Annotated in this window: 16 protein-coding genes; 15 read left to right on the top strand and 1 reads right to left on the bottom strand. The window is 40.3% G+C overall.

Annotated features, from left to right (window positions below; all coding sequences use genetic code 11):
• Positions 1-184 precede the first annotated feature (184 nt).
• Genes NYP67_RS04410 through NYP67_RS04400 form a run of 3 tightly spaced genes read left to right on the top strand, consistent with a single transcriptional unit; the run spans position 185 to position 7,605 of the window.
• On the top strand, positions 185-3,481 hold the full coding sequence (locus tag NYP67_RS04410) for a tetratricopeptide repeat protein (RefSeq protein WP_060785970.1): 3,297 nt from the start codon (positions 185-187) through the stop codon (positions 3,479-3,481).
• A gap of 55 nt (positions 3,482-3,536) precedes the next feature.
• A complete protein-coding gene (gene ligA / locus NYP67_RS04405; protein ID WP_346284288.1) occupies positions 3,537-6,473 on the top strand; it encodes an NAD-dependent DNA ligase LigA in 2,937 nt (978 codons plus the stop codon).
• A gap of 4 nt (positions 6,474-6,477) precedes the next feature.
• Positions 6,478-7,605, top strand: a complete 1,128-nt coding sequence (locus NYP67_RS04400; protein WP_060785972.1) for an Mrp/NBP35 family ATP-binding protein — start codon at positions 6,478-6,480, stop codon at positions 7,603-7,605.
• Between the two features lie 83 nt (positions 7,606-7,688).
• Here the strand turns inward: NYP67_RS04400 and NYP67_RS04395 are convergent, their stop codons facing one another.
• Positions 7,689-9,056 (bottom strand): DUF349 domain-containing protein, encoded by a 1,368-nt coding sequence (locus NYP67_RS04395; protein WP_060785973.1) that lies wholly within the window; start codon positions 9,054-9,056, stop codon positions 7,689-7,691.
• 96 nt (positions 9,057-9,152) lie between these two features.
• Between NYP67_RS04395 and hisS the strand changes: the two genes are divergently transcribed.
• The 12 genes from hisS to NYP67_RS04335 all read left to right on the top strand — a co-directional run bounded on the left by hisS (position 9,153) and on the right by NYP67_RS04335 (position 21,351).
• Entirely contained in the window at positions 9,153-10,553 is a 1,401-nt protein-coding gene (hisS, locus tag NYP67_RS04390; RefSeq protein WP_060785974.1) for a histidine--tRNA ligase, read from the top strand.
• 142 nt (positions 10,554-10,695) lie between these two features.
• A complete protein-coding gene (aspS, locus tag NYP67_RS04385) occupies positions 10,696-12,492 on the top strand; it encodes an aspartate--tRNA ligase (protein WP_020758970.1) in 1,797 nt (598 codons plus the stop codon).
• Positions 12,493-12,695: 203 nt separating this feature from the next.
• On the top strand, positions 12,696-13,466 hold the full coding sequence (locus NYP67_RS04380) for an amino acid ABC transporter ATP-binding protein (RefSeq protein WP_004137994.1): 771 nt from the start codon (positions 12,696-12,698) through the stop codon (positions 13,464-13,466).
• 55 nt (positions 13,467-13,521) lie between these two features.
• The gene (locus NYP67_RS04375; RefSeq protein WP_060785975.1) at positions 13,522-14,394 is read left to right on the top strand and encodes a glutamate ABC transporter substrate-binding protein; all 873 of its coding nucleotides are present in this window, start codon (positions 13,522-13,524) and stop codon (positions 14,392-14,394) included.
• Position 14,395: 1 nt separating this feature from the next.
• Entirely contained in the window at positions 14,396-15,073 is a 678-nt protein-coding gene (locus tag NYP67_RS04370; protein WP_060785976.1) for an amino acid ABC transporter permease, read from the top strand.
• A gap of 5 nt (positions 15,074-15,078) precedes the next feature.
• The gene (locus NYP67_RS04365; RefSeq protein WP_180963223.1) at positions 15,079-16,182 is read left to right on the top strand and encodes an amino acid ABC transporter permease; all 1,104 of its coding nucleotides are present in this window, start codon (positions 15,079-15,081) and stop codon (positions 16,180-16,182) included.
• Positions 16,183-16,464: 282 nt separating this feature from the next.
• On the top strand, positions 16,465-17,214 hold the full coding sequence (pyrH, locus tag NYP67_RS04360; RefSeq protein WP_004130872.1) for a UMP kinase: 750 nt from the start codon (positions 16,465-16,467) through the stop codon (positions 17,212-17,214).
• A 154-nt stretch (positions 17,215-17,368) separates the two neighbouring features.
• Complete coding sequence (gene frr, locus NYP67_RS04355; RefSeq protein ID WP_016635318.1) at positions 17,369-17,923, top strand: ribosome recycling factor; 555 nt, start codon at positions 17,369-17,371, stop codon at positions 17,921-17,923.
• 4 nt (positions 17,924-17,927) lie between these two features.
• On the top strand, positions 17,928-18,869 hold the full coding sequence (locus NYP67_RS04350) for a phosphatidate cytidylyltransferase (RefSeq protein WP_060785978.1): 942 nt from the start codon (positions 17,928-17,930) through the stop codon (positions 18,867-18,869).
• 97 nt (positions 18,870-18,966) lie between these two features.
• On the top strand, positions 18,967-19,926 hold the full coding sequence (gene lgt, locus NYP67_RS04345; RefSeq protein WP_060785979.1) for a prolipoprotein diacylglyceryl transferase: 960 nt from the start codon (positions 18,967-18,969) through the stop codon (positions 19,924-19,926).
• Between the two features lie 62 nt (positions 19,927-19,988).
• Positions 19,989-20,654, top strand: coding sequence for a ribulose-phosphate 3-epimerase (gene rpe, locus NYP67_RS04340; protein ID WP_004130865.1), 666 nt, complete (start codon positions 19,989-19,991; stop codon positions 20,652-20,654).
• 94 nt (positions 20,655-20,748) lie between these two features.
• Positions 20,749-21,351, top strand: coding sequence for a CDP-alcohol phosphatidyltransferase family protein (locus NYP67_RS04335; RefSeq protein ID WP_060785980.1), 603 nt, complete (start codon positions 20,749-20,751; stop codon positions 21,349-21,351).
• The last annotated feature ends 4 nt before the right edge of the window (positions 21,352-21,355 follow it).

The raw sequence follows: 21,355 nt of genomic DNA, 5'->3' as shown, positions 1-21,355 counted from the left end.
AGCAGAATCTTAGTAAGATTTTCGATAAAATTTGATTGCATGCTTGCGATTCAACAATCATTTATATTTAGAATATTCGCTATACTTAGAATGTTTAGTAAGAATCAATAAGATACGTATAAATCAATTGTGTAGAATTTTATTGTCTTACGTTAAAGTTGTGCAATAAGAAAGAATGGGGATTATGCAAAACCAAGTGCAATCTAGCAATAACGCTGATTCAATCTGCCATGATGCAAAAAATTGCAATTATGACGCAGATAGAAGCATGCAGATTGCGCTACGTACAATCGATACGCTTTGGGAAAGCAAAAACTCAATTCCTGTTAAGCTATTTTCAAAAAAACATATTTTTAACGATTTTCCTTTTATGCCTAGCTCAACAAAACTTGGTTGGATTAAGATTTATGGCAAAAAACAAGGTATTTCAATTGGATTGTTTAGCAAAGATTGCAAACGTTTTTACCAAGTTGCTGTTGCTGATTTAGAAGGCAGAGTTTACGAAGGGCACACTGTAACAATTGAAGATACAACGGAAAATATACCCGAATTGTCTTTTGTTGAGCAAAACTCTATGACTCTTTCTAACTCACATAGATTCTACGGTTGCATTGATAAAAAAACTACTCGAGAAAGCCATAAAGCGAGCCATAGCGCAAGCCATATCAAAAAAAGTTGTTTTAAGAATAAGTCAAATAATGATTTAGTTGTTATTAAGGGAGATGTTGTTGTTCAGACTTCTAAAGATGACGGAATTCAATGGGTGTCGTCTTGGATTCGCAAAGCAAATACTAAAAAAGAAACTTATACGCTAGAAGAAACGCGTGTAGATTTGCCTAATAATTTGCGTTGCAATCTTAGTTATTTTGACGCAATCGCTATATCCTATTTTGCATCATTCTTTGTGCCAGATATGTTGTTAGCTTTTAGTGGATTTGGGTCTGGAAACATATTTAGGCATCTTACAAAAGAAGCACCTTTGAGCGCTATTAGGAGAAGCGTTTGCGATGCAAACACAGCAGAAAGAGCTGGTTTACGCGTTTCTGCAATGGAGAAATATTTTACGTACTTAATGGCAGACGCTGGAGCATTAGAGGATGCTGGGGCATTAGAGGCTGAACACGCCGCTGAAAGATTGCACTTGCAAAAATCTAAATGTTCAGACGCAAACTTTTTAGTTTGGGATGATTCTTTGGAAGCAAAATCCGCGTTAAAAGCTTTGCGTATAGAAGGAGCAATAAATAGATTCCAGTCTATTAGCAATTGCTTAGAAGAAAACTGCTCTAATGGCGGTGATTTAACAGAAAATAACGCAACTTATAATCAAGTTTGCGCAATGGATATGGCTTTTATAAACGATCCAGCTTTTTGCGCAAGTGGCGAAATTGACATGAATTCTTTTGGCAATCCGTTGCAAGACAACAATATTAGGCCATTATTGCATTTGCTTAATCGTGCAAGAAAATCTAATGATTTGTATATTTATAAAGCTAACGGATCTTCTAATTGTGAATGGTCGTACAGGCAAAGACTTTCTGAACTAATCAGAAGTCTTTATTTGCCTTTTAGGTTCGATGCTGATTTTAGATCTAATTTAGATAGTGGAAATGTTGCATTAGCATTTATGGCAACAGGCAATTCAATGATGCCTACTTTAACATACGATTCTGCTAAAAAAGATTTTGTTCCAATAAGCGAACAAAATAGATCCAAAATGACAACTAACTACAATCTTCGTATTGGATTAATATTGGCTACTATTGCTTTTGGAGCTAGCGAAGAAGTGCAAAACGTTTCAATACGATTGGATTCAATCGGCTTAGAGGAAATGGTTGCAGCACAAGACGTTGCAATGAATAAAATTTTAAGCCAAACGATTAATGCGATTAATCACATGAATAAAAATGCTTCAAGAGCAAAAGGCGATCCAAAAGATGGAGATATTCATGGAGACGTTAGCAATGGATTTGCTAATTTAGGATCGAACGCAGATAGTAGCTCGGATAGTGCTTCAGATAATTTTGTTGAAAGCGTTGTAGAAAACCTTGAAGATGCAAGCGCAAACAACAGTGATAACAGTAGTAACACTAATCGTAGTGATAATAGCGATAGCAATAATAGCGCAAAAAACGAAGACCCAATAGCAGCTTTTAGCAAATCGCCTTCGATTATACCTTTGCTAACTGTTACTTTTACTAGAAAGTCGTTCTTAAAACACATACGCGCATACGGATTAAATAATCCTCTTGAAACCTATAAAAAGTTTAATGCAACTTTGCAAGTCGACGAAAACGGCGCATTAAGCCAAATTGAGCCAACGTTTGACTTAAGAGACAGCTGCTTTGCGCCGCATGGTGCTCAAGAAGAACCAGAGTTTTCCGACATAATTTTTGACGCAAAGTCGCAAGAATTGTTAGCGACTCAAGATGCAAAAGGCCTTTCAATCCAGCGCGAAGACGTTTTACAACAAGCGGTTGCTGATTTTAATCACATAGCGTCTAAAGCAATTATGACGAATGCAGAAAAAGCTCGTATGGCAATGGGTATTGTTGAAAGCATTAACGATCCAGAGCTAAATAATCAAGCAAACCATGTAATAAGCGCGTTAATAGACGAAAAAGAAATACCAGAAATATCGTTTAGCGCTTCAAAAGATATTTACAATATGCGAGTGCGTGCTCACGAACAATTTATGAGTGGAGACTTAGACAGTGCAATCGAAGAGTATGAAAACAATATAAAGCATTTTGACGATATGTTTGCTTCTGGAGACGTTGTTCCAAGATACTTTAACTCGTATGCTGAGCGCGTTGTTTATAATCGCATGTTTGCAACGCAAAACGAGCAAATGAGGCTTATACCAGACGGACTTTTCTACGCGCATATGGAGATTGCGGATTTACTCGGCCAGCTTGGAAGAAGTAAAGAGGCGCTAAAACATCTAAATACAATGGTTTCTTACGCTCCAACATATGTTATATCTCACTTAAAGCTAGCTTCGCAATTATCTCGTCAAGAAGATTGGCCTTCTGTAGAAGCAGTATGCTTAAACGCTTTACAAGTCTGTTTTGATAGAGAAGACGCTGCGTTTATTTACTACAGGCTAGCATATGCAGAGTGGATGCAAGATAACTTCCCTCTAGCTGTTGCTGCATATATGGTTGCAGATGACTTGTTTAGCGAAAAAAATGAATCTCTAGAAGTAGAGCTTGCAGAACTCTTAAGTAGAGTTGAATCTCAATGCATTTCTGTTCCTAAAAGCTTGCATCAAGCAAAAGAAATGCTAGAAATAAATAATGTTGTGAATTGGCCAGATGTTAATGCGTATGAGATTATTGACGAAGCTGCAAAAGTCACTGTTAATGAGGGTATGTTTGTTATTGCGCGAACTCTTTCTGTTGCTAGATCTAGAATGCTTTTTAGAAACGATTCTTCTGAAAGTATTGTTCAAATGCAATTTTTGCGATCTCTTAACGCTTAATAAATTCTTGTTAAATAAGCTATAAAATAGAATAAACGCTTTGAAGGGAAGACTCATGGCTGCATCTAATGGTGATTCAATGCAACATTCAATCGGTGCTCAATTGTCACTTTTTGATGATCTAGATAGTGTTAATAATGCTGAAAATATGCAAAATAATAATGAGCCAAGCGTTAATGGCAAATTTGCATCAACGATTCAAAGCGCAAAGCAATCACATGATGTAACAAGTGATTTAAGTGAGTCTAACACTTTTAGTTCAATCGCAGATTTTGACAATTGGATTGCTAAGCTAGAGCCATCAGATTCGGGCGCAATGCAATTAGCTAAGCTTGATCCTTCGCTTTTAACAACAGAACAAGGCGCAAGATTATGGGCAAAATTGGCTGCATGGGCGCAAGCAGATCAAATCGCATACTATGTTGACGATTCTCCAACAAGCTCCGACGCAGCTTACGATGCAAGAATGCGATTTTTAAGCGCGCTTGAGTCTACTTTTCCGATTCTAGACACGCCTCAATCGCCAACGCATAGAGTTGGCGGAACTTTTTCTAACGATTTTGCGCCAGTTCGTCATCCTTCAAGAATGATGAGCTTGGATGATGTTTTTTCGATTGATGAATTAAAATCCTGGTATAACAGCATTATTCGAGACTTGCAATGGCCCGAAAATAAGCCGCTGCCAATGACATGCGAAGTAAAAATCGATGGACTTGCGCTAAATCTTATTTATCGAAATGGAACTTTGGAACAAGGGCTAACCCGAGGAGACGGTGTTACTGGAGAAGACATATCGCTAAACGTAAGAACAATCGAAGAAATTCCTACGCAATTGCATGGTGAAAATCCAGACGATATTCCAGAATTTGTGGAAATCCGCGGCGAAGTATTTATGAAGTGGGCGGATTTTAGAAAGCTAAACATTGAGCAAGAAGATTTAGGAAAGCCTGCTTTTGCAAATCCAAGAAATGCGGCTGCAGGATCTTTAAGACAAAAGGATCCTAGAATTACATCTACAAGACGCTTGAGTTTTATAGCACACGGATTAGGAAATCTAAAGTGGAAGGACTTAGCGCAAAGCGGTGGTGAATCTAATGCTCATGCTCAAACATCCTTCAACCAATCGGACGCTTACGAATTGTACAAAAAATGGGGTATTCCTGTTTCTCCATATACGCGCAAGGTTACGTCTTTTGAACAAATAGAAGACATGATTGACTACTATGGCGAGCATAGAAACACTATTATTCATGCTCTAGATGGAATTGTAGTAAAAGTAGACGATCGCGCATTGCAAAAAAAGCTTGGTGCAACTTCTAGAGCGCCGCGTTGGGCAATTGCGTACAAGTATCCGCCAGAAGAAGTTAATACGCGCTTAAAAGATATTGTTGTTCAAGTTGGAAGAACAGGAAGAGTAACTCCAGTAGCTGTTTTAGAGCCAGTAACTGTTGCAGGCTCCACTATATCTCGTACGACTTTGCACAATCCATACGAAGTTGAACATAAAGGTGTACTTATTGGAGATACTGTTGTTGTGCGTAAAGCTGGAGATGTTATTCCAGAATTAGTTGGACCTGTGCTCAAATATAGAAATGGCAGAGAAAATGAATTGAAAAAATTTGTTATGCCAGAGTATTGTCCATCTTGCGGAACAAAACTTGCTCCTACAAAAGAAGGCGACAAAGATATTCGCTGCCCTAATGTAGAAAATTGCCCAGCTCAGCTTACTGAGCGCATAATCAACTTGGCTTCAAGACAAGCTTTTGATATTGAAAATCTTGGCGAAGCATCCGCTCTTGCTCTAACTAACCCAGAAGATTCTAGGCCAATAACGTCAAAAGTTTATATTGAAGATAAAAGCATAAGCAAAATAGTTGTTGAGCGTGGATCTTCTAATCCGCCGATTCTACCAGAGTCGAATTGCGATCTTCCTGCTCCTCAAGCTCCTGTTCTTACTAGCGAAGCCGATATTTTTAACCTTAGTGCTAACGATTTAAGAAATGTTAAAGTTTGGAAGGAAATTCCGCTTGTTGAAGAATGGGAAGAAGTAGGAAAAGACGGAAAACTCAAAAAACGATCTAAAAAGATTGGCGGAAGTGGATTATGGAGGCAAGTCTCAGCTTTTTGGACTAGGCCTCTAGAAGCTACTAGAAGAAAGTCGAATGATGATTCTAAAGATTCTAACGACTCTAGTAATTCTAGCGACTTTAGTAATTCTAACGACTTTAGTAGTGATGAGTCTAACGAATCTTTTAACCCAAACTACCCACTGTTTGAAGTTCCTGTAGATGCGTATGTAACAAAGCTAGTTGAAAAGAAAATTCGCATAAATAATGTTCTTAAAATAGTTGAAGCGCCAGAATACACTCGTCCTAGCGAAACAACAAGAGCAATGCTAGAAGAAATAGCTCAAAAAGGTAAGTCTGCGCCTCTTTGGCGTGTGCTAGTGGCACTTTCTATTCGCAGGCTTGGGCCTCCAACAGCTCGTCTTATAGCTGCAAGATTTAGCTCAATCGAGAATATTGCAAATGCGACTATTGAGGACTTAACTCAAATTGATGGCGTTGGTCCAGAAATTGCTCAAGCTGTTTACGATTGGTTTGAAAAATCAAAAGATTCTAACGATTGGCATAGCGAAGTTTTAAGAAAATGGAAAGAAGCTGGAGTTGTTGGAAACGATTCCGCACAATCCAATAATCTTGAGCAAACGCTTAGTGGCAAAACTGTTGTTGTTACAGGGTCTTTAGAAGATTTCACACGAGACTCCGCTAAAGAAGCTATTGTATCTAGAGGTGGAAAAGCTGCATCTTCTGTTAGTAAAAAAACGTATTGTGTGATTGTTGGAGCAAATGCTGGATCTAAAGAATCTAAAGCAGAAGAACTTGGCATACCAATGTTGAACGAGAATCAATTTAAGATTTTACTTAAAACGGGTAGTGTTGAATCTGCACTAAAAAACGATATTACACTTGATTCGCAAAGTGAATTGTAAAAACATGAGTAATAATCTTGTTGAATTAGAAACGCGTATTTACGACTTATTGGGTAGTGTGATTGATCCAGAATTAGGACGTTCTGTTACCGAATTAAACATGGTTACGGGCGTTCGTGTAAGCGAAAAATCATGCGAATCAAATAATCATAATCCAACTTATAGCGTTTCTATAGATATTGAGCTTACTGTTCCAGATTGCCCATTAGCTCAAGTTATTACGCAAAGAGTTCAATCAGTTGTAGCAAAGTACCCAAATGCAACGCTTATTCCAACGGTAAACGTAAGCGCTATGAGCAAAGATAAGCTTGCAAAGCTTGTTTCGGATTTAAAAGAGGAGCGTAAAGAAAATCCGTTCAATAAAAATGGTGTTAGAACAAGGATTTTTGCTATTGCATCTGGAAAAGGCGGAGTTGGAAAGTCTTCTATAACAGCTAACTTAGCTGCCACTTTTGCATCTCTTGGCTACAAAACAGCAGCAATAGATGCAGATGTTTATGGTTTTTCATTACCGCGCATGTTTGGAATTACAACTCAACCGACTAATCTGAACGGCATGCTTATGCCAGTTGAAGCTTGGGGAGTTAAGCTGATTTCTATTGGAATGTTTGCTGGAACAGATCGCGCGATTTTGTGGAGGGGACCTCGTTTGCAACGTTCTCTTGAGCAATTTTTATGCGATGTTTGGTGGGCAGATCCAGACGTGCTTCTTTTAGATTTGGCTCCTGGAACTGGAGATATGGCTTTAGCTGTTGCGCAATCATTGCCGAATGTGGAGCTTGTTGTTGTTACAACACCTCAGCCTAGTGCTTCGGATGTTGCTGTTAGAGCTGGGCTTATGGCTTTGCAAATTCCAGTTAATGTGCGCGGTGTTGTAGAAAATATGAGTTGGTTCGATAACAATGGAGCACGCTTAGAAATCTTTGGTTCGGGAGGCGGAAAGCGTGTTAGTAATCAGCTTTGCAAAGCTCTTGGTAAGAACGTTCCTCTTCTTGCTCAAATCCCGTTAGATACAAGCATTAGAGAAATTGGAGAATCGGGCAGACCTGCTGTTCTTACAAAAGAAGGCAAACTAGCAAACACTCAATTAGCGAATACATTTGTTAGTCTTGCAAAATCATTAATCGATTAATCGATAAAAAATGAGGCCACTTGACTTTTCGTCAAGCAGCCTTATTTGCAATATGCTTTATTTTATTAAGACATTAAAACAAACTACTTAATAGCGTTAAGCCACTGTTCTTTAGTTGCTTTTTCTGCCTGGAGCTTAGCTTTACGCTTTGCATCTTTTTCGCTTGCAATCTTAGACTCAAGTTCCTCGAGTTGAGCCTTTAATTGCGCAGCAAAACTAGACTTGCGAGCATCTGCTTCTGGGTCTGCATCCTTCCAAGCAGCATCTTCAACAGCCTTAATCTTCTTGTCTACATCGTTCAAACGAGATTCAATTCTGCGCATATCTTCGCGTGGAACAAAACCAATCTTGTCCCATTCTTCTTGAATCTCAGACAATGCTTTGCGAGCAGCTTTAGCAGCTTCTTCGTCTTTAACAGGAACAAGAGCTTCTGCCTTAACGAGCAATGCTTCTTTCTTGCTAAGATTTTCTTTTTCGCCAGCGCTCATCTTTTCTCTATCTTCTTGACGAGCATGGTAGAAAGCATCTGCAGCTTCGCGGAACTTAGTCCACAATTCGTCGTCGTGTTGACGACCAGCATTTCCAGCCTTCTTCCAGCGATCCATCAAAGCATTAAACTTCATTGAAGTTTCACGCCATTGAGTAGAGTCCTTTAGGCTTTCTGCTTCTTTTATGATTGCTTCTTTAATCTCTTTAGCACTATTGCGCTCATTGTCTCGCTCTCTAACCCAAGCAGAGCGAGCTTGAGAGAACGCAGAGCGAGCCTTGGAAAAACGCTGCCAAAGAGCATCCGCATCCGCCTTGTTTAAGTGAATTGTAGTGCGCTGATGCTGCTGCCACTTATCGAACAGTGAACGAAGCTTATCGGAAAGCGAGCGCCAATTTGTAGACTCGCCCATTTGTGCAATAAGCGCTTCTGCCTGTTCAACAATGGCTGTGCGATCTTTAAGAGCCTTCTCTAGCTCCTCTTTACGAGCTTTAGCGAGTTCATCTTTTTTAGATGCAGCTTTAGTTTTTAGCTCGGCGTGTCGCGCGCTTAAAGCGGCAAGATCTCCAACAACAGATGGCTCCTTAAGCTCCGCATCTAAAGTAGCTAAGGTCTCGTCAATTTCCTTTGGCCTTACGTTAGAAGATTCAAGTCTTTTTTCGAAAAGATCAAGCTTGATTTTTAAGTCAAGATAACGGTGTACGTAGAAAGTCAAAGCGTCTTCTGGAGTGCCAGTGGAGTATTGCCCTACTTCGCGTTCTCCACCAGCTTCTCGAACATACACATTTCCATTTTCATCAACGCGCCCAAAGGTTTTTGCGGTTTTAACGTCTTCTTCGCTATAAGAAATAGCAGGAACGGCAGCAACAACGCGAGCTTTATTTGCTAAGCTTGCAGGCGAAGGAGCATGCGGTTTTGGGGTAGTTTGTTTAGTAGTTTCTTCAGCTTTAGTCTGTTCGGTCACGGGACGACTCCTTAGAGCATATGCACGGTAATAGTGTTACGAATAAGTATGACGGTAAGCCATGATTTTTCCGTAACATAACCTATTATAGTGGACATGGTACAAGGCTCATCAATATCTGGTTTTCCCGAGTGGCTTCCAAGTGAGCGCGCTGTTGAGCAGCGTGTTATGGACACATTGCGGGAAGTCTTTGAATTAAATGGTTTTATAGGCATTGAAACTCGTGCTGTTGAGCAGGGTTCAAGCTTGTTGAAAAAAGGCGAAACTAGTAAAGAAATATATCTTTTATCTAGATTGCAAGAAGTGGGTCACGAAAGCGACACACCAGTTGAAAATCGCATTGGATTGCACTTTGATTTAACAGTTCCTCTTAGTAGGTATGTTGTTGAACACACTGGCGATTTAGCATTCCCATTTAAGCGTTGGCAAATGCAAAAAGTTTGGCGTGGAGAGCGTCCACAAGAAGGACGTTTCCGCGAGTTTGTTCAAGCAGATATTGACGTTGTAGGAAATGGCGACTTGCCATCTCACTACGAAGTGGAGCTTCCGCTTGTTATGGTCGAAGCTTTGGAGCGTTTGCGCAAGTTTGGATTGCCAAAAGCCACTGTTCACGCGAATAATCGCAAGCTTTCCGAAGGTTTTTATAGAGGAATTGGCTTAAGTGATATTGAAGGTGTTCTTCGAGAAATCGATAAGCTAGATAAGATTGGCGCAAAAGAAGTTGCAAATCTTCTTGTAAAAGAATGCGCAGCTTCGGATTCTCAAGCTGAAGCATGCTTAGAGCTGGCAGAGCTTAGCGCTAATAGTGGTGAAGAGTTAAAGACTAAATTCAACGATTTATGCGATAAACACAATATTTCTAGAGATTCTAGCAATGAATCTTACGCTTTAGCTATTGAAGGCGTAGAAACGCTGGCAATGATTGTAGACGATGCATCAAAAATTCGTCCAGGATCTGTTGTTGCAGATTTGAAGATTGCGCGCGGTTTGGATTATTACACTGGCTCAGTCTACGAGACATTCTTAGAAGGCGCTGAATCCCTGGGGTCAATCTGCTCTGGCGGAAGATACGACAATCTTGTTTCTCAAGGAAACAAAAAGTATCCAGGAGTAGGTCTTTCTATAGGACTTTCGCGCTTGCTTTCTTACATGCTTCACACAGCTGGAGCTACAGTTTCACGCGTTTCTCCTGCTGCAGTAATGGTTGCAGTTTGGAACGAGGAAGATAGGCCAGCTTGTAACAATATTGCTCAAAAGCTTCGCTCTAGAGGAATTGCAACAGACGTTTCTCCAAGTGCAGCAAAGCTTGGTAAACAAATCAAATATGCAGATAAGTTGGGTATTCCATACGTTTGGTTCCCAGCAGATAGCACAGATTCTGAATCTAGTCATGATGAAGTAAAAAACATTATTACAGGAGAGCAAGTTTGCGCAGACGTTACGTCTTGGCAGCCAGATGATGCATATGCACATCAAACTGTTTCTTGCGCTCAATAATTGCGATTTACTTTTAAGATTTAAGATTTAAGATTTGCAATTTGCTTTTTAAGATTTTAATATTTGAAAGCGCGATTCATGCGGTAAACTATTAAAGTCAAAACAAAAATTAACAAAATTATTCAAACAAGGAAGTGGACTTATGAGCCAGACGGCGTATCGCACACACCATGCCGTTGAAGTGACTGAGACATTAGTTGGACAAAACGTAACCATTGCTGGTTGGGTTGATCGTCGCCGCGACCACGGTGGCGTTGCCTTTGTAGACGTTCGAGACAACACTGGCTTAGTACAAGTTGTTATTTACGATGAAGAAACTGCGCGACCATTGCGTAGCGAGTTTGTTGTGCAAGTTACTGGCGAAGTTCGCTTGCGTCCAGATGGCAATGAAAATGACCATTTAGCAACAGGAAAAATCGAAATCGTTGCAAATAAAGTAACAATTCTCGCTAAGTCCGATGCGTTACCATTCCAAGTTTCTACAGCTTTGGAAAACGAGTCCGAAAACAAGCTTCCTAGCGAAGACGTACGTTTGAAGTACCGTTATCTTGATTTGCGTCGCCCATCAATGCAGCGCAATTTGAAACTTCGCTCTAATATGGCTAAGGCTGCTCGCCACGCTTTGGAAGATATGGACTTTACAGAGGTAGAAACACCAACGTTTATTAAGTCCACTCCAGAAGGCGCTCGCGATTTTGTTGTTCCAGCGCGCTTGGTTCCAGGCTCTTGGTACGCTCTTCCACAGTCTCCTCAGCTCTTAAAGCAGTTGCTTATGGTTTCTGGTGTTGAGCGCTACTATCAGCTTGCTCGCTGCTACCGCGATGAAGACTTCCGCGCAGATCGTCAGCCTGAGTTCACTCAGCTCGATATGGAAATGAGCTTTGCAAGCCAAGAAGATGTTATGGCTATGGCAGAGCACGTTATTGCAGCTATTTGGAAAGAAGCTGGTCACGAGATTACTCTTCCTTTGCCTCGAATCACTTGGCAGGAAGCAATGGATAAGTACGGTTCCGATAAGCCAGATTTGCGTTTTGGAAACCCACTTATTGAGTTGACTGACTTCTTTAAGAACACTCCATTCCGCGTGTTCCAAGCTCCTTATGTTGGCGCTGTGCTCTTTAAGGGCGGTGCAGATACACCTCGTCGTCAGTTTGACGCATGGCAGGATTGGGCTAAGCAGCGCGGAGCTAAGGGCTTGGCTTATGTAGTCTTTGGTGAAGATGGCGAGCTTAAAGGTCCTGTTGCTAAGAATCTTAGCGAAGAAGAGCGTGCAGGACTTAAGGAAGCTGTTGGTGCGCAAGATGGCGATGCTGTGTTCTTTGCAGCAGGCAGCCGCGAATCTTCTCAGCTTTTGCTCGGTGCTGTCCGCGTAGAGCTTGCTAGCCGCGCAGGATTACTTCACCCAGACGAGTTTGCTTTTACTTGGGTTGTTGACTTCCCACTGTTTAAGCGCACGGATGATCCAGACGATGACGATGTTGCAGTCGGCCACTCCAAGTGGACTTCTATGCATCATCCATTTACAATGCCATCTGCTGATTGGATTGACAAGTTCGATAAAGACCCAGAGCATGCAATGAGCGATTCTTACGACATTGTTTGCAACGGTAACGAGATGGGCGGCGGTTCCGTTCGTATTCACCGCGACGATATTCAAGATCGCGTTCTTAACGTTCTTGGAATCGATAAAGCGGAAGCAGACGAAAAGTTTGGCTTCTTGCTTGAAGCGTTTAAGTATGGTGCTCCACCTCACGCTGGTATTGCTTTGGGCTGGGATCGTACTGCTGCAATTCTTGCAGGAGCAAGTTCGATTCGCGACGTAATCGCATTCCCTAAGGCTGGCGGCGGCCGTGATCCTCTAACTGGTGCTCCTGCTCCAATCTCTGCCGAACAGCGTGCAGAAACTGGCGTTGACTACGATCCAGAAGAAGACGAATAGTCGCAAGCGTTAAACAAGAATTAATATTCGCATATGCCGTTAAGTCGTTTGGTTAACTAAACCAAAAATCAAGGCTTAACGGCATTTTTTTAAGTAAAATTAACATTTTTGTATCATTTTTAATGTTTTTCGTAACTTTATAGGTGGTTAAAAGTAACTATTACGATAAACGCATGTAACACAAGAACATTAGAATCCTTTTTATGGATACTAAATTAAACAACACAAAAAAAGTAGCACAGCCATTGGTGGAACTTAGCCATGTTGAAAAACATTATGGCAAGCTTCACGTTTTGAAAGATATTAACTTAACGGTTAATAAAGGCGAAGTGCTTGTTATTATTGGACCTTCTGGTTCTGGCAAGTCAACAATGTGCAGGACGATTAATCGTCTTGAAACAATCGACTCTGGAGATATTCGCATTGATGGTAAGCCTCTTCCTCAAGAAGGAAAAGAACTTGCCGCATTGCGTGCAGAAGTAGGAATGGTGTTCCAGTCCTTTAATCTTTTTGCAAACAAGACGATTCTAGAAAACGTTACGCTTGCTCCTATTAAGGTTCGCCATATGGAACAGCAAGAAGCAGAAAGTTTAGCAATGGATCTTCTTGCTAGAGTTGGCGTAGATAATCAAGCAAACAAGATGCCTTCTCAGCTTTCTGGCGGTCAGCAGCAGCGAGTGGCAATTGCTCGCGCGCTTGCAATGCACCCAAAGGTTATGCTTTTTGATGAGCCTACATCTGCACTTGATCCAGAAATGGTTAACGAAGTTCTTGATGTTATGGTTGAGCTTGCAAAAGAAGGAATGACCATGATTTGCGTTACTCACGAGATGGGCTTTGCGCGTAAAGCCGCAGACAAAATCGTGTTTATGGCAGATGGCAGAATTCTTGAGCAAAATACGCCAGAAGAGTTCTTTGAGAATCCAAAGACAGACAGAGCAAAAGACTTCCTTTCAAAGATTTTGACTCATTAATTTGATTCTTAATTGAAATCATTAATATCGATTTTTAAGTCTTTAAGAGGTAGCTATGAAATATTTACACAATATTGCGCTTAAGTGTAAGCGCTGCAAACTGGGATTAAGGCATACGTACCGCGTGATTTTATCTATGATATGCGCGTTGTGTTGCGTTCTCCCTCTTACTGCTTGCAGTCAAAATAGTCGCAACGATGTAATACGCATTGGTATTAAGTTTGATCAGCCTGGTCTTGGTTTCAAAAAATCTGGAACATACGTAGGCTTTGATGTAGACGTTGCAAAATACGTTGCCAAAAAGTTGGGTTACTCCGAAGATAGGATTGTTTGGAAGGAATCGCCTTCAAAACAGCGCGAAGCAATGCTCCAAAATGGCGATGTGGATATGATTGTTGCAACATATTCCATAACAGATGCCAGAAAAAACACTGTTTCTTTTGCAGGACCATATTTTATTGCTGGTCAAGATTTATTGGTTCGTAAAGACGAGCATAAAGTAAGTGGCCCAGACGATTTAGATGGAAAGCGCTTATGCTCGGTAACTGGTTCTACGTCTGCAATAGTTATTAAAGAGAAGTACTCTTCAAAAGTTCAACTTATGCAACAGCCTGGTTATGCGGAGTGTGCAACAGCATTATTCTCTGGAATCGTAGACGCTGTTACAACAGACGATATTATTCTCGCTGGTCTTGCTACAGCATCGCGCGGCAAACTAAAGCTTGTTAGTAAGCCATTTACTGAAGAACACTACGGAATTGGCATTAAAAAAGGAAACACTAAGCTAGCTAAGCGCATTAATAATGCTCTTAAAGACATGATTAAAAATGGCTCATGGAAAAGGGCATTAGACGATAATATGCACGGAACTGGTTTTAAGCCAAACGCAAAGTATAATCCGCCAGTACCAAATGAGGGGGAGGAGTAAAATGCAAGACTTTGTGCAATTATTTACCTCGTACAATATTCCAGGAGCATTCTTGGTAAATATTGAAATCACATTATGGAGCGTGCTATTTTCCACGATTCTTGGCGTGATTCTAGTTATGATGAGGATTTGTCCAATTCATTCGCTTCGACTTATTGCAAGCGCATATGTTGAGTTCTTTAAGAATATGCCTCTAACTATAATCATGGTGTTTATGGTTCTTGGCGTGTATGCTCAGCTAAAGCTCGGTTTTTCTGCTGTTTTTAGCGTAAACTTCTTCTGGCTTGCAATTGCTGGCTTGAGTTTCTACACTGCAGCATTTGTTTGCGAATCTTTAAGATCTGGCTTAAATACAGTACCTTTGGGTCAGGCAGAAGCATGTAGAGCGCTTGGGCTTAACTTCTTCCAATCAGCTTTTAATGTGATTTTGCCTCAAACATTTTGCGGATCTGTAGCACCTCTTGGAAACACTTTTATTGCGTTGCTTAAAAATTCCACTGTTGCTGCTGCTGCATCTGTTGCAACTGAAACATCTACTCTTATGAGCGAGATGATTGAAAGGCATGCAGATTTGATTGTTCCAATCTTTTTGATTTTTGCATGCGGATACATTGTGTTGATTATTCCAATTGGTATTCTTACAACTTATTTGTCTAATAAGCTTGCGGTTAGAAGGTGATAAAAATGGCAAAAGAACAAGAAAAATCTCTGTTATTTGATGCGCCTGGACCTAAGGCTCTAAAGAAGATTCGCATTGCAAATATTGTTGCGTGCGTTGTGTTTGCGCTTATTGTTATTGCTTTGCTTTTAAGACTTAGCAATCCTCCAGAGGGCGAGAATCAGCTTTCGTGGGCATTGTGGAATCCAGCTGTAGAATCGGAAGCTTGGAGCGATTTTTATCTTCCAGGATTGTGGATGACTCTTAAAGCTTCGCTTCTTGCTGTTGCAGGATCAATAGTTTTTGGACTTTTGTTTGGTCTTTTAAGACTATTGCCTAGCTTGATTCTTCGTAGCATTTCTGCAGTTGTTGTTGAGTTTTGCCGAGCAGTACCAGTGCTTTTGCTTATGATCTTCCTTTGGCGAGGATTTGCGTTTGCTGGAATAAGTGGAGCGTCTTATTGGGCTGTTGTGTTGTCTTTGATTTTGTACAACGGTTCTGTTGTTGCAGAGTTAGTTCGATCTGGCGTTGGAAATCTTCCTAACGGTCAGCGCGAAGCATCTTTAGCTCTTGGACTTTCTCAATATCAATCTTTAACACAAATCGAAATGCCGCAAGCTATATTCGCTATGCTTCCAGCAGCTGTAACTCAGCTTGTTGTTGTGTTAAAAGATACTGCATTAGGTTCCATAATTATGTACACTGATTTGCTCCAAGAATCTAGACGACTTGGATCAATGTACTTTAATATTTTGCAAACTTTGACTGTTGCTGCAATTGTGTACTTCTTGATTTGTTGGGCTCTTTCTTGGTTTGCTGAATGGCTCCCATCAAAGCTTAGTAGCAGAACGGCAGCTCCAACAGAGCCAGAACCTGTTGCACCAATCGCAATTATGGATCCTTCTAACGTGAATCAGATTGCTGTTGCTAAGGAAGTTAAAGAGCTGCCACATGGTGGAACTCCTAGAAAGTACCACGTGCATCACCGCGGTACAAACGCTTCTATTCACCATTGGCGTCGTACTCGTTACTTGCAAGGCTACGATGAGCATCATTTAGAAATAGGTGATGAGAATCTAGATGATAGTCAAAATACTAACCAAGATAAAAATAATAAAAAACATGATTAATCTTAATTTTTAGATTAATTCATGTATTGATAGCGCAATGGGTTTGATTCCGCCTGTTGCGCTATTTTTATTCGTTTGTTTTATGCGTTTGAACAAAACTCTATTTAGTATTTACTAAAACACGACTAAAACATGCTTAAAACGTTACAAAACATGCTTAAAATAAAAATCGGCACAAAATCGCCACAATCATGTTAAAAATCGTGTTTTGCTGTGTCGTTATTGAAAGATATTATAACAAAGATATGCTTGCGTTCGCCGTTATGACTGGAGGAAAGTTTTATGACTATCGCACAAGCGGGGGAAAGCAAGTCTCGTAGAGTTTTGTTAAAGCTCTCGGGAGAAGCATTTGGCGGTGGCGCCGTTGGTATAGATACTCATGTTATTCGTAGAATTGCTGGCGAGATTGTAAAAGCAGTGCATGAAGGCGTGCAAGTTGCAATAGTTGTTGGCGGCGGAAACTTCTTCCGCGGTGCAGAGCTTCAACAAGCTGGCATCGATCGTAGTCGCGGCGATTACATGGGTATGCTTGGAACTGTTATGAATTGCTTAGCTTTGCAAGATTTTCTTGAGCAAGCAGGGCAGGCAACTCGCGTTCAAACTGCTATAACAATGGGTCAAGTTGCTGAGCCTTATATTCCACTTAAAGCAATTCGACACTTAGAAAAAGGCCGAGTTGTAATTTTTGGTGCAGGCGCTGGAATGCCTTATTTTTCAACCGATACCGTTTCTATTCAGCGTTCTTTAGAGATTCATTGCGATGAAGTTTTAATGGGCAAGAATGGAGTTGACGGAGTTTATAGTGCAGATCCTCGCAAAGATCCTAATGCTAAGAAATTCCTCACTCTTAATTACCATCGCGCGCTTGTTGATGGTCTTGCAGTTATGGACGCTTCTGCGCTTTCTATGGCTAGAGACAACAGCCAAAAGATTCGTGTATTTGGTCTAGAAGGAGAAGGAAACGTTACTCGTGCATTAGTCGGAGATCAAATTGGAACTTTGGTTTCTAACGATGAGCCTACATTTGCTTAATAGATGAAATATTAGTGAATAATCACCAATAAATAACTCATCAATAAATCAAACATGCAAATTAGGCAATAACTTAATAACGTAAAATTTAACAAGCATAAAATTTATAAATAAAATTTTAATTGGCACAACTAATACCAATAAAGGAGAACACATGCCAGCTATTATTGATCAGGCTCTTGAACAAATGAACAAGTCTGTTGAAGCTACAAAAGAAAACTTTATGGGCATTAGGACTGGTCGAGCTAATCCTGCTCTTCTTAATGGCATTATGGTTGACTATTATGGTGCTCCAACTCCTATTAAGGCTGTAGCTTCTATTGGCGTTCCAGAGCCAAGAACTCTTTCTGTTACTCCTTTTGACGCATCGCAAGCAAATGCTGTTGAAAAAGCTATTCGCGATTCAGATTTGGGTGTTAGCCCTAACAGAGATGGCAATGTTATTCGCGTTACAATGCCAGAGCTTACTGAAGACAGACGTAAGGAATACGTAAAGCTTGCTAAGACCAAGGCAGAAGAAGGCAAGGTTGCTGTTAGAAATATTCGTCGCAAGACTAAAGAAAGCATTGATAAGTCTGTTAAAGATGGCGAGATTGGCGAAGATGAAGGCGATCGCTTGCAAAAAGAACTAGATAAAGTAACTAAGCAAGTTACCGATTCCTTAGACGCTTTGCTAGAAGGCAAGCAGAAGGAAATCATGGAGGTTTGATTCTTTGGATTCAAATGCTACAAACGATGCTTATGAAGCTTTAACAGATATAAACAAGCGAACTGGCAGGAACATGCCACAAGCTATTGCAACTGCAGTGCTGCTGATTGCTGTAATTGTGGCATGTCTTCTTGTAAGTATAGATGCTTTTGTTGTTCTTTTAACTGTTTTTATGCTTCTTGCATTGTGGGAATTGCACGTTGACTTTGCTACAGCGGGGTTTAGGATTCCTTTTGCTGTATTGTCTATTTGCTCGGTTATTACGATTTTTTCAACCTTCTACGCAAAGTGGCATGCAGTTGCAATGGCAAGTGGAATAACTGCCTCGCTTATTTTAACTGTTATTTTTGCAACTCTAAATAGCACTGTATCTAAAAGAACTATGCGTGCTGTAGAAAAGAAACTACAGCGTGCAACTTCTAAAAGCTTAAAAGCTAATACTTTTACTAATACAGCTGTTTCGTTGTTTGTAGTGTTGTACATTCCTCTTCTTGCTTCTTGCATTATTTTATCTATAGCTGATTCTAAACAAGCTGTAGCGCACGCAATGCTACTCATATTTTTACCTGCTTTAAGCGATACGGGTGGTCTTTTTGCTGGAGCATGGTTAGGTAAACATAAGCTTTCTCCACGAATATCTCCAAAAAAGTCTGTTGAAGGACTTATAGGATCTATGCTTCTTGCACTAATCGGAGCTTACGCGATTGTTGCTGGATTCTATGGAACATCTTGGATTAAATTCTGGTGGATGCCTGCTGTTATGGGCATTTTGTCTGGAATTGTTGGAACTTTTGGTGATTTGTGCGCATCTATGCTTAAACGAGATATTGGCATTAAAGACATGGGTCATTTGCTTAAAGGTCATGGCGGAGTTTTAGATAGAGTGGACTCAATCTTGCTGTGTGCGCCAGTTTTAATGGCATTAATCAAAGCTGTTGGATTCTAATATTAGTTTTTACCAATTAGAATTTACCAATTAAACGTTTTAACAAAAGTCCTTATGTTTTGTTGAAAGTAAAAGAAAATAAAGGAAAGTAAAGAATATGACGATTTGTGCTATTCCTAGTCCAAGTATTTCTCAAATTACATTCGGACCTATTACATTAAGATTTTATGCTCTTTCGATTCTTGCTGGAGCGCTAGTTGCAATTTGGATTGCAAATCGAAGATGGAAGCGAGAAGGCGGAGATTTTAACCAAATTCTAGATATAGCTCTTGTAAGCCTTCCTATGGGAATTGTTGGCGCGCGTCTATATCACGTTATTACAACTCCAGAGAAGTTTTTTGGAGCAAATGGCGATTTTCTAGAAATTTTTAGGATTTGGAATGGTGGACTTGGAATCTGGGGTGGAGTAATACTTGGATCTTTGGCTGCTAGTGCATTTTGCGCGTACAGAAAATATCCTATAAGCCTACTTGCTGATTGTGCAGCTCCTGCATTGCTTGTAGCTCAAGGAATAGGGCGTTTAGGCAATTGGTTTAATCAAGAACTTTATGGCGCTCCTACAACACTTCCATGGGGATTAAAACTTAATTATTCGGCATCAAATGCAATTGGTCACGCTGAAAGATGCTACGACGGTCTTACATGCCCAGAAGGCACACTTTTTCACCCAACGTTTTTGTACGAGATGCTTTGGAATTTTGCAGGTGCTGCTTTGCTTATATGCTTTAGTAAAGCGCTTAAAAGCAAGCTTAAGTCTGGTTCTGAGTTTGTTCTTTACGTAATGTGGTATACGGCTGGAAGAATGTGGATTGAAGCTTTACGCATTGATTTTTCACACACTTTCCTTGGAGTAAGAATTAACGTTTGGGTATCGATTGTTATTTTTATTGCTTCGATTATTGTTTTTGTTATTTTGCAAAATAGTAAAAAATCGCGAGCAAATCTTGTGAACCGTTTAATCGACATTACTGCATACGAACGTGAGCGCGAACTTCAATCCAAAACAAAAATGGTTTCTAAAAGAGAAGCCAAAGAGGAATCTAAGTTAAATAGTTAGCTTTAGTTAGTTTTAGTTAGATTTTGTTTTTCTAGTCGCTTGCTTTTCTTAGAATGGAACACATGAATATACAAATAGCACCTAGCATTCTTTCTGCAGATTTTTGCAATCTTGAAAGAGATCTTATAGCAATTTCCAATGCTGATCTTGTTCACGTTGATGTTATGGATCATCATTTTGTACCGAATTTGACTTTGGGGGAGCCGATTGTAAAGCGCATTTGCGAAGTTACTAATCTTCCTGTAGATGTTCATTTGATGATTGAAGACCCAGACCGTTGGGCACCAGAATACGCTAAGCTCGGGGCTGATTCTGTTAGCTTCCACATGGGTGCAACTCACGCTCCTGTGCGTCTTGCGCGCCAGCTTAGAGATATGGGTTGCAAAGCTTGCTTTGCAGTTCGCCCAGCTGAGCCAGTTGAGCCTATTTTCGATATTTTAGACGAGTTCGACATGGTTCTTATTATGACTGTAGAGCCTGGTTTTGGTGGTCAAAAGTTCTTAAGCAATCAAATGAACAAGGTTCGCCGTTTACGCGATGAGATTACGCGCCGCGGACTAAGCACGCATATTCAGGTTGACGGCGGAGTTAGCCCATCTACTGCTGCAACTGTTGCACAAGCTGGAGCAGATGTTCTTGTTGCTGGCTCTGCAGTTTACGGAGCAAGTAGCCCAGCTCAAGCAATTGATTCTATTCGTAATATTGCTCAAGAAGCTTGGCGTGCGTAGAAATATTGGGGCATAAAAGTGCCCCAATATTTTATTATTCGCAATAATATTAGTATTGAAATTTTATTTTTAGAAAGTTTTAAGGAAATTAGGTATGGTCAAATTCGTTTATAGTCAGGAATATAGTCCTGAAGCGCTTAATCGAGTTCTTACTGTGCCTAATGTTATTAGCTTTTTAAGAATATGCTCAATACCTTATCTTGCTGTTTTAATTGCGCAACACAAAATGTGGCCTGCTTTAATTGTTCTTGCAATTGCTGCACTTTCTGATTGTATTGACGGTTATATTGCAAGAACTTTTAATCAGGTTAGCAAATTAGGTCAGATTCTAGACCCTATTGCAGATAGGCTTCTTATAGTTTGCAGCACACTAGCTTTAGCATTTGCAAAGATTATACCTTGGTGGGCATTAGCTTTAGTTGTTTTGCGAGACGCAATAATGGCAATTTTAATTGTGATTCTTGCACAATACGACTATGGCCCTTTGCCTGTTAATTTTATGGGCAAAACTGGAACAGCATTGCTAATGGTAACTATTGTTCTATTTATGATTGTTTTCGCGATTGCAACAGAGCCAGTGCTTATTCTATATGCTGCTGCAATTGCATGTGCGATTTGGGGAATAACGCTTTATTGGTTTGCGGGAATATTGTACTGTATACAAGCTTATAAGCTACTAATAAAAAAGGCTAAATAATTCT

Source organism: Gardnerella sp. c23Ub_4 (genome assembly GCF_055804115.1).
Note: the sequence above shows the minus strand (reverse complement) of the source record. Positions and strands in the feature narration are given on the sequence as shown.

Coding starts and splice junctions, on each gene's coding strand:
- NYP67_RS04410 (WP_060785970.1), top strand. CDS start 185: ATGCAAAACCAAGTGCAATCTAGCAATAACGCTGATTCAATCTGCCAT.
- ligA (WP_346284288.1), top strand. CDS start 3,537: ATGGCTGCATCTAATGGTGATTCAATGCAACATTCAATCGGTGCTCAA.
- NYP67_RS04400 (WP_060785972.1), top strand. CDS start 6,478: ATGAGTAATAATCTTGTTGAATTAGAAACGCGTATTTACGACTTATTG.
- hisS (WP_060785974.1), top strand. CDS start 9,153: ATGGTACAAGGCTCATCAATATCTGGTTTTCCCGAGTGGCTTCCAAGT.
- aspS (WP_020758970.1), top strand. CDS start 10,696: ATGAGCCAGACGGCGTATCGCACACACCATGCCGTTGAAGTGACTGAG.
- NYP67_RS04380 (WP_004137994.1), top strand. CDS start 12,696: ATGGATACTAAATTAAACAACACAAAAAAAGTAGCACAGCCATTGGTG.
- NYP67_RS04375 (WP_060785975.1), top strand. CDS start 13,522: ATGAAATATTTACACAATATTGCGCTTAAGTGTAAGCGCTGCAAACTG.
- NYP67_RS04370 (WP_060785976.1), top strand. CDS start 14,396: ATGCAAGACTTTGTGCAATTATTTACCTCGTACAATATTCCAGGAGCA.
- NYP67_RS04365 (WP_180963223.1), top strand. CDS start 15,079: ATGGCAAAAGAACAAGAAAAATCTCTGTTATTTGATGCGCCTGGACCT.
- pyrH (WP_004130872.1), top strand. CDS start 16,465: ATGACTATCGCACAAGCGGGGGAAAGCAAGTCTCGTAGAGTTTTGTTA.
- frr (WP_016635318.1), top strand. CDS start 17,369: ATGCCAGCTATTATTGATCAGGCTCTTGAACAAATGAACAAGTCTGTT.
- lgt (WP_060785979.1), top strand. CDS start 18,967: ATGACGATTTGTGCTATTCCTAGTCCAAGTATTTCTCAAATTACATTC.
- rpe (WP_004130865.1), top strand. CDS start 19,989: ATGAATATACAAATAGCACCTAGCATTCTTTCTGCAGATTTTTGCAAT.
- NYP67_RS04335 (WP_060785980.1), top strand. CDS start 20,749: ATGGTCAAATTCGTTTATAGTCAGGAATATAGTCCTGAAGCGCTTAAT.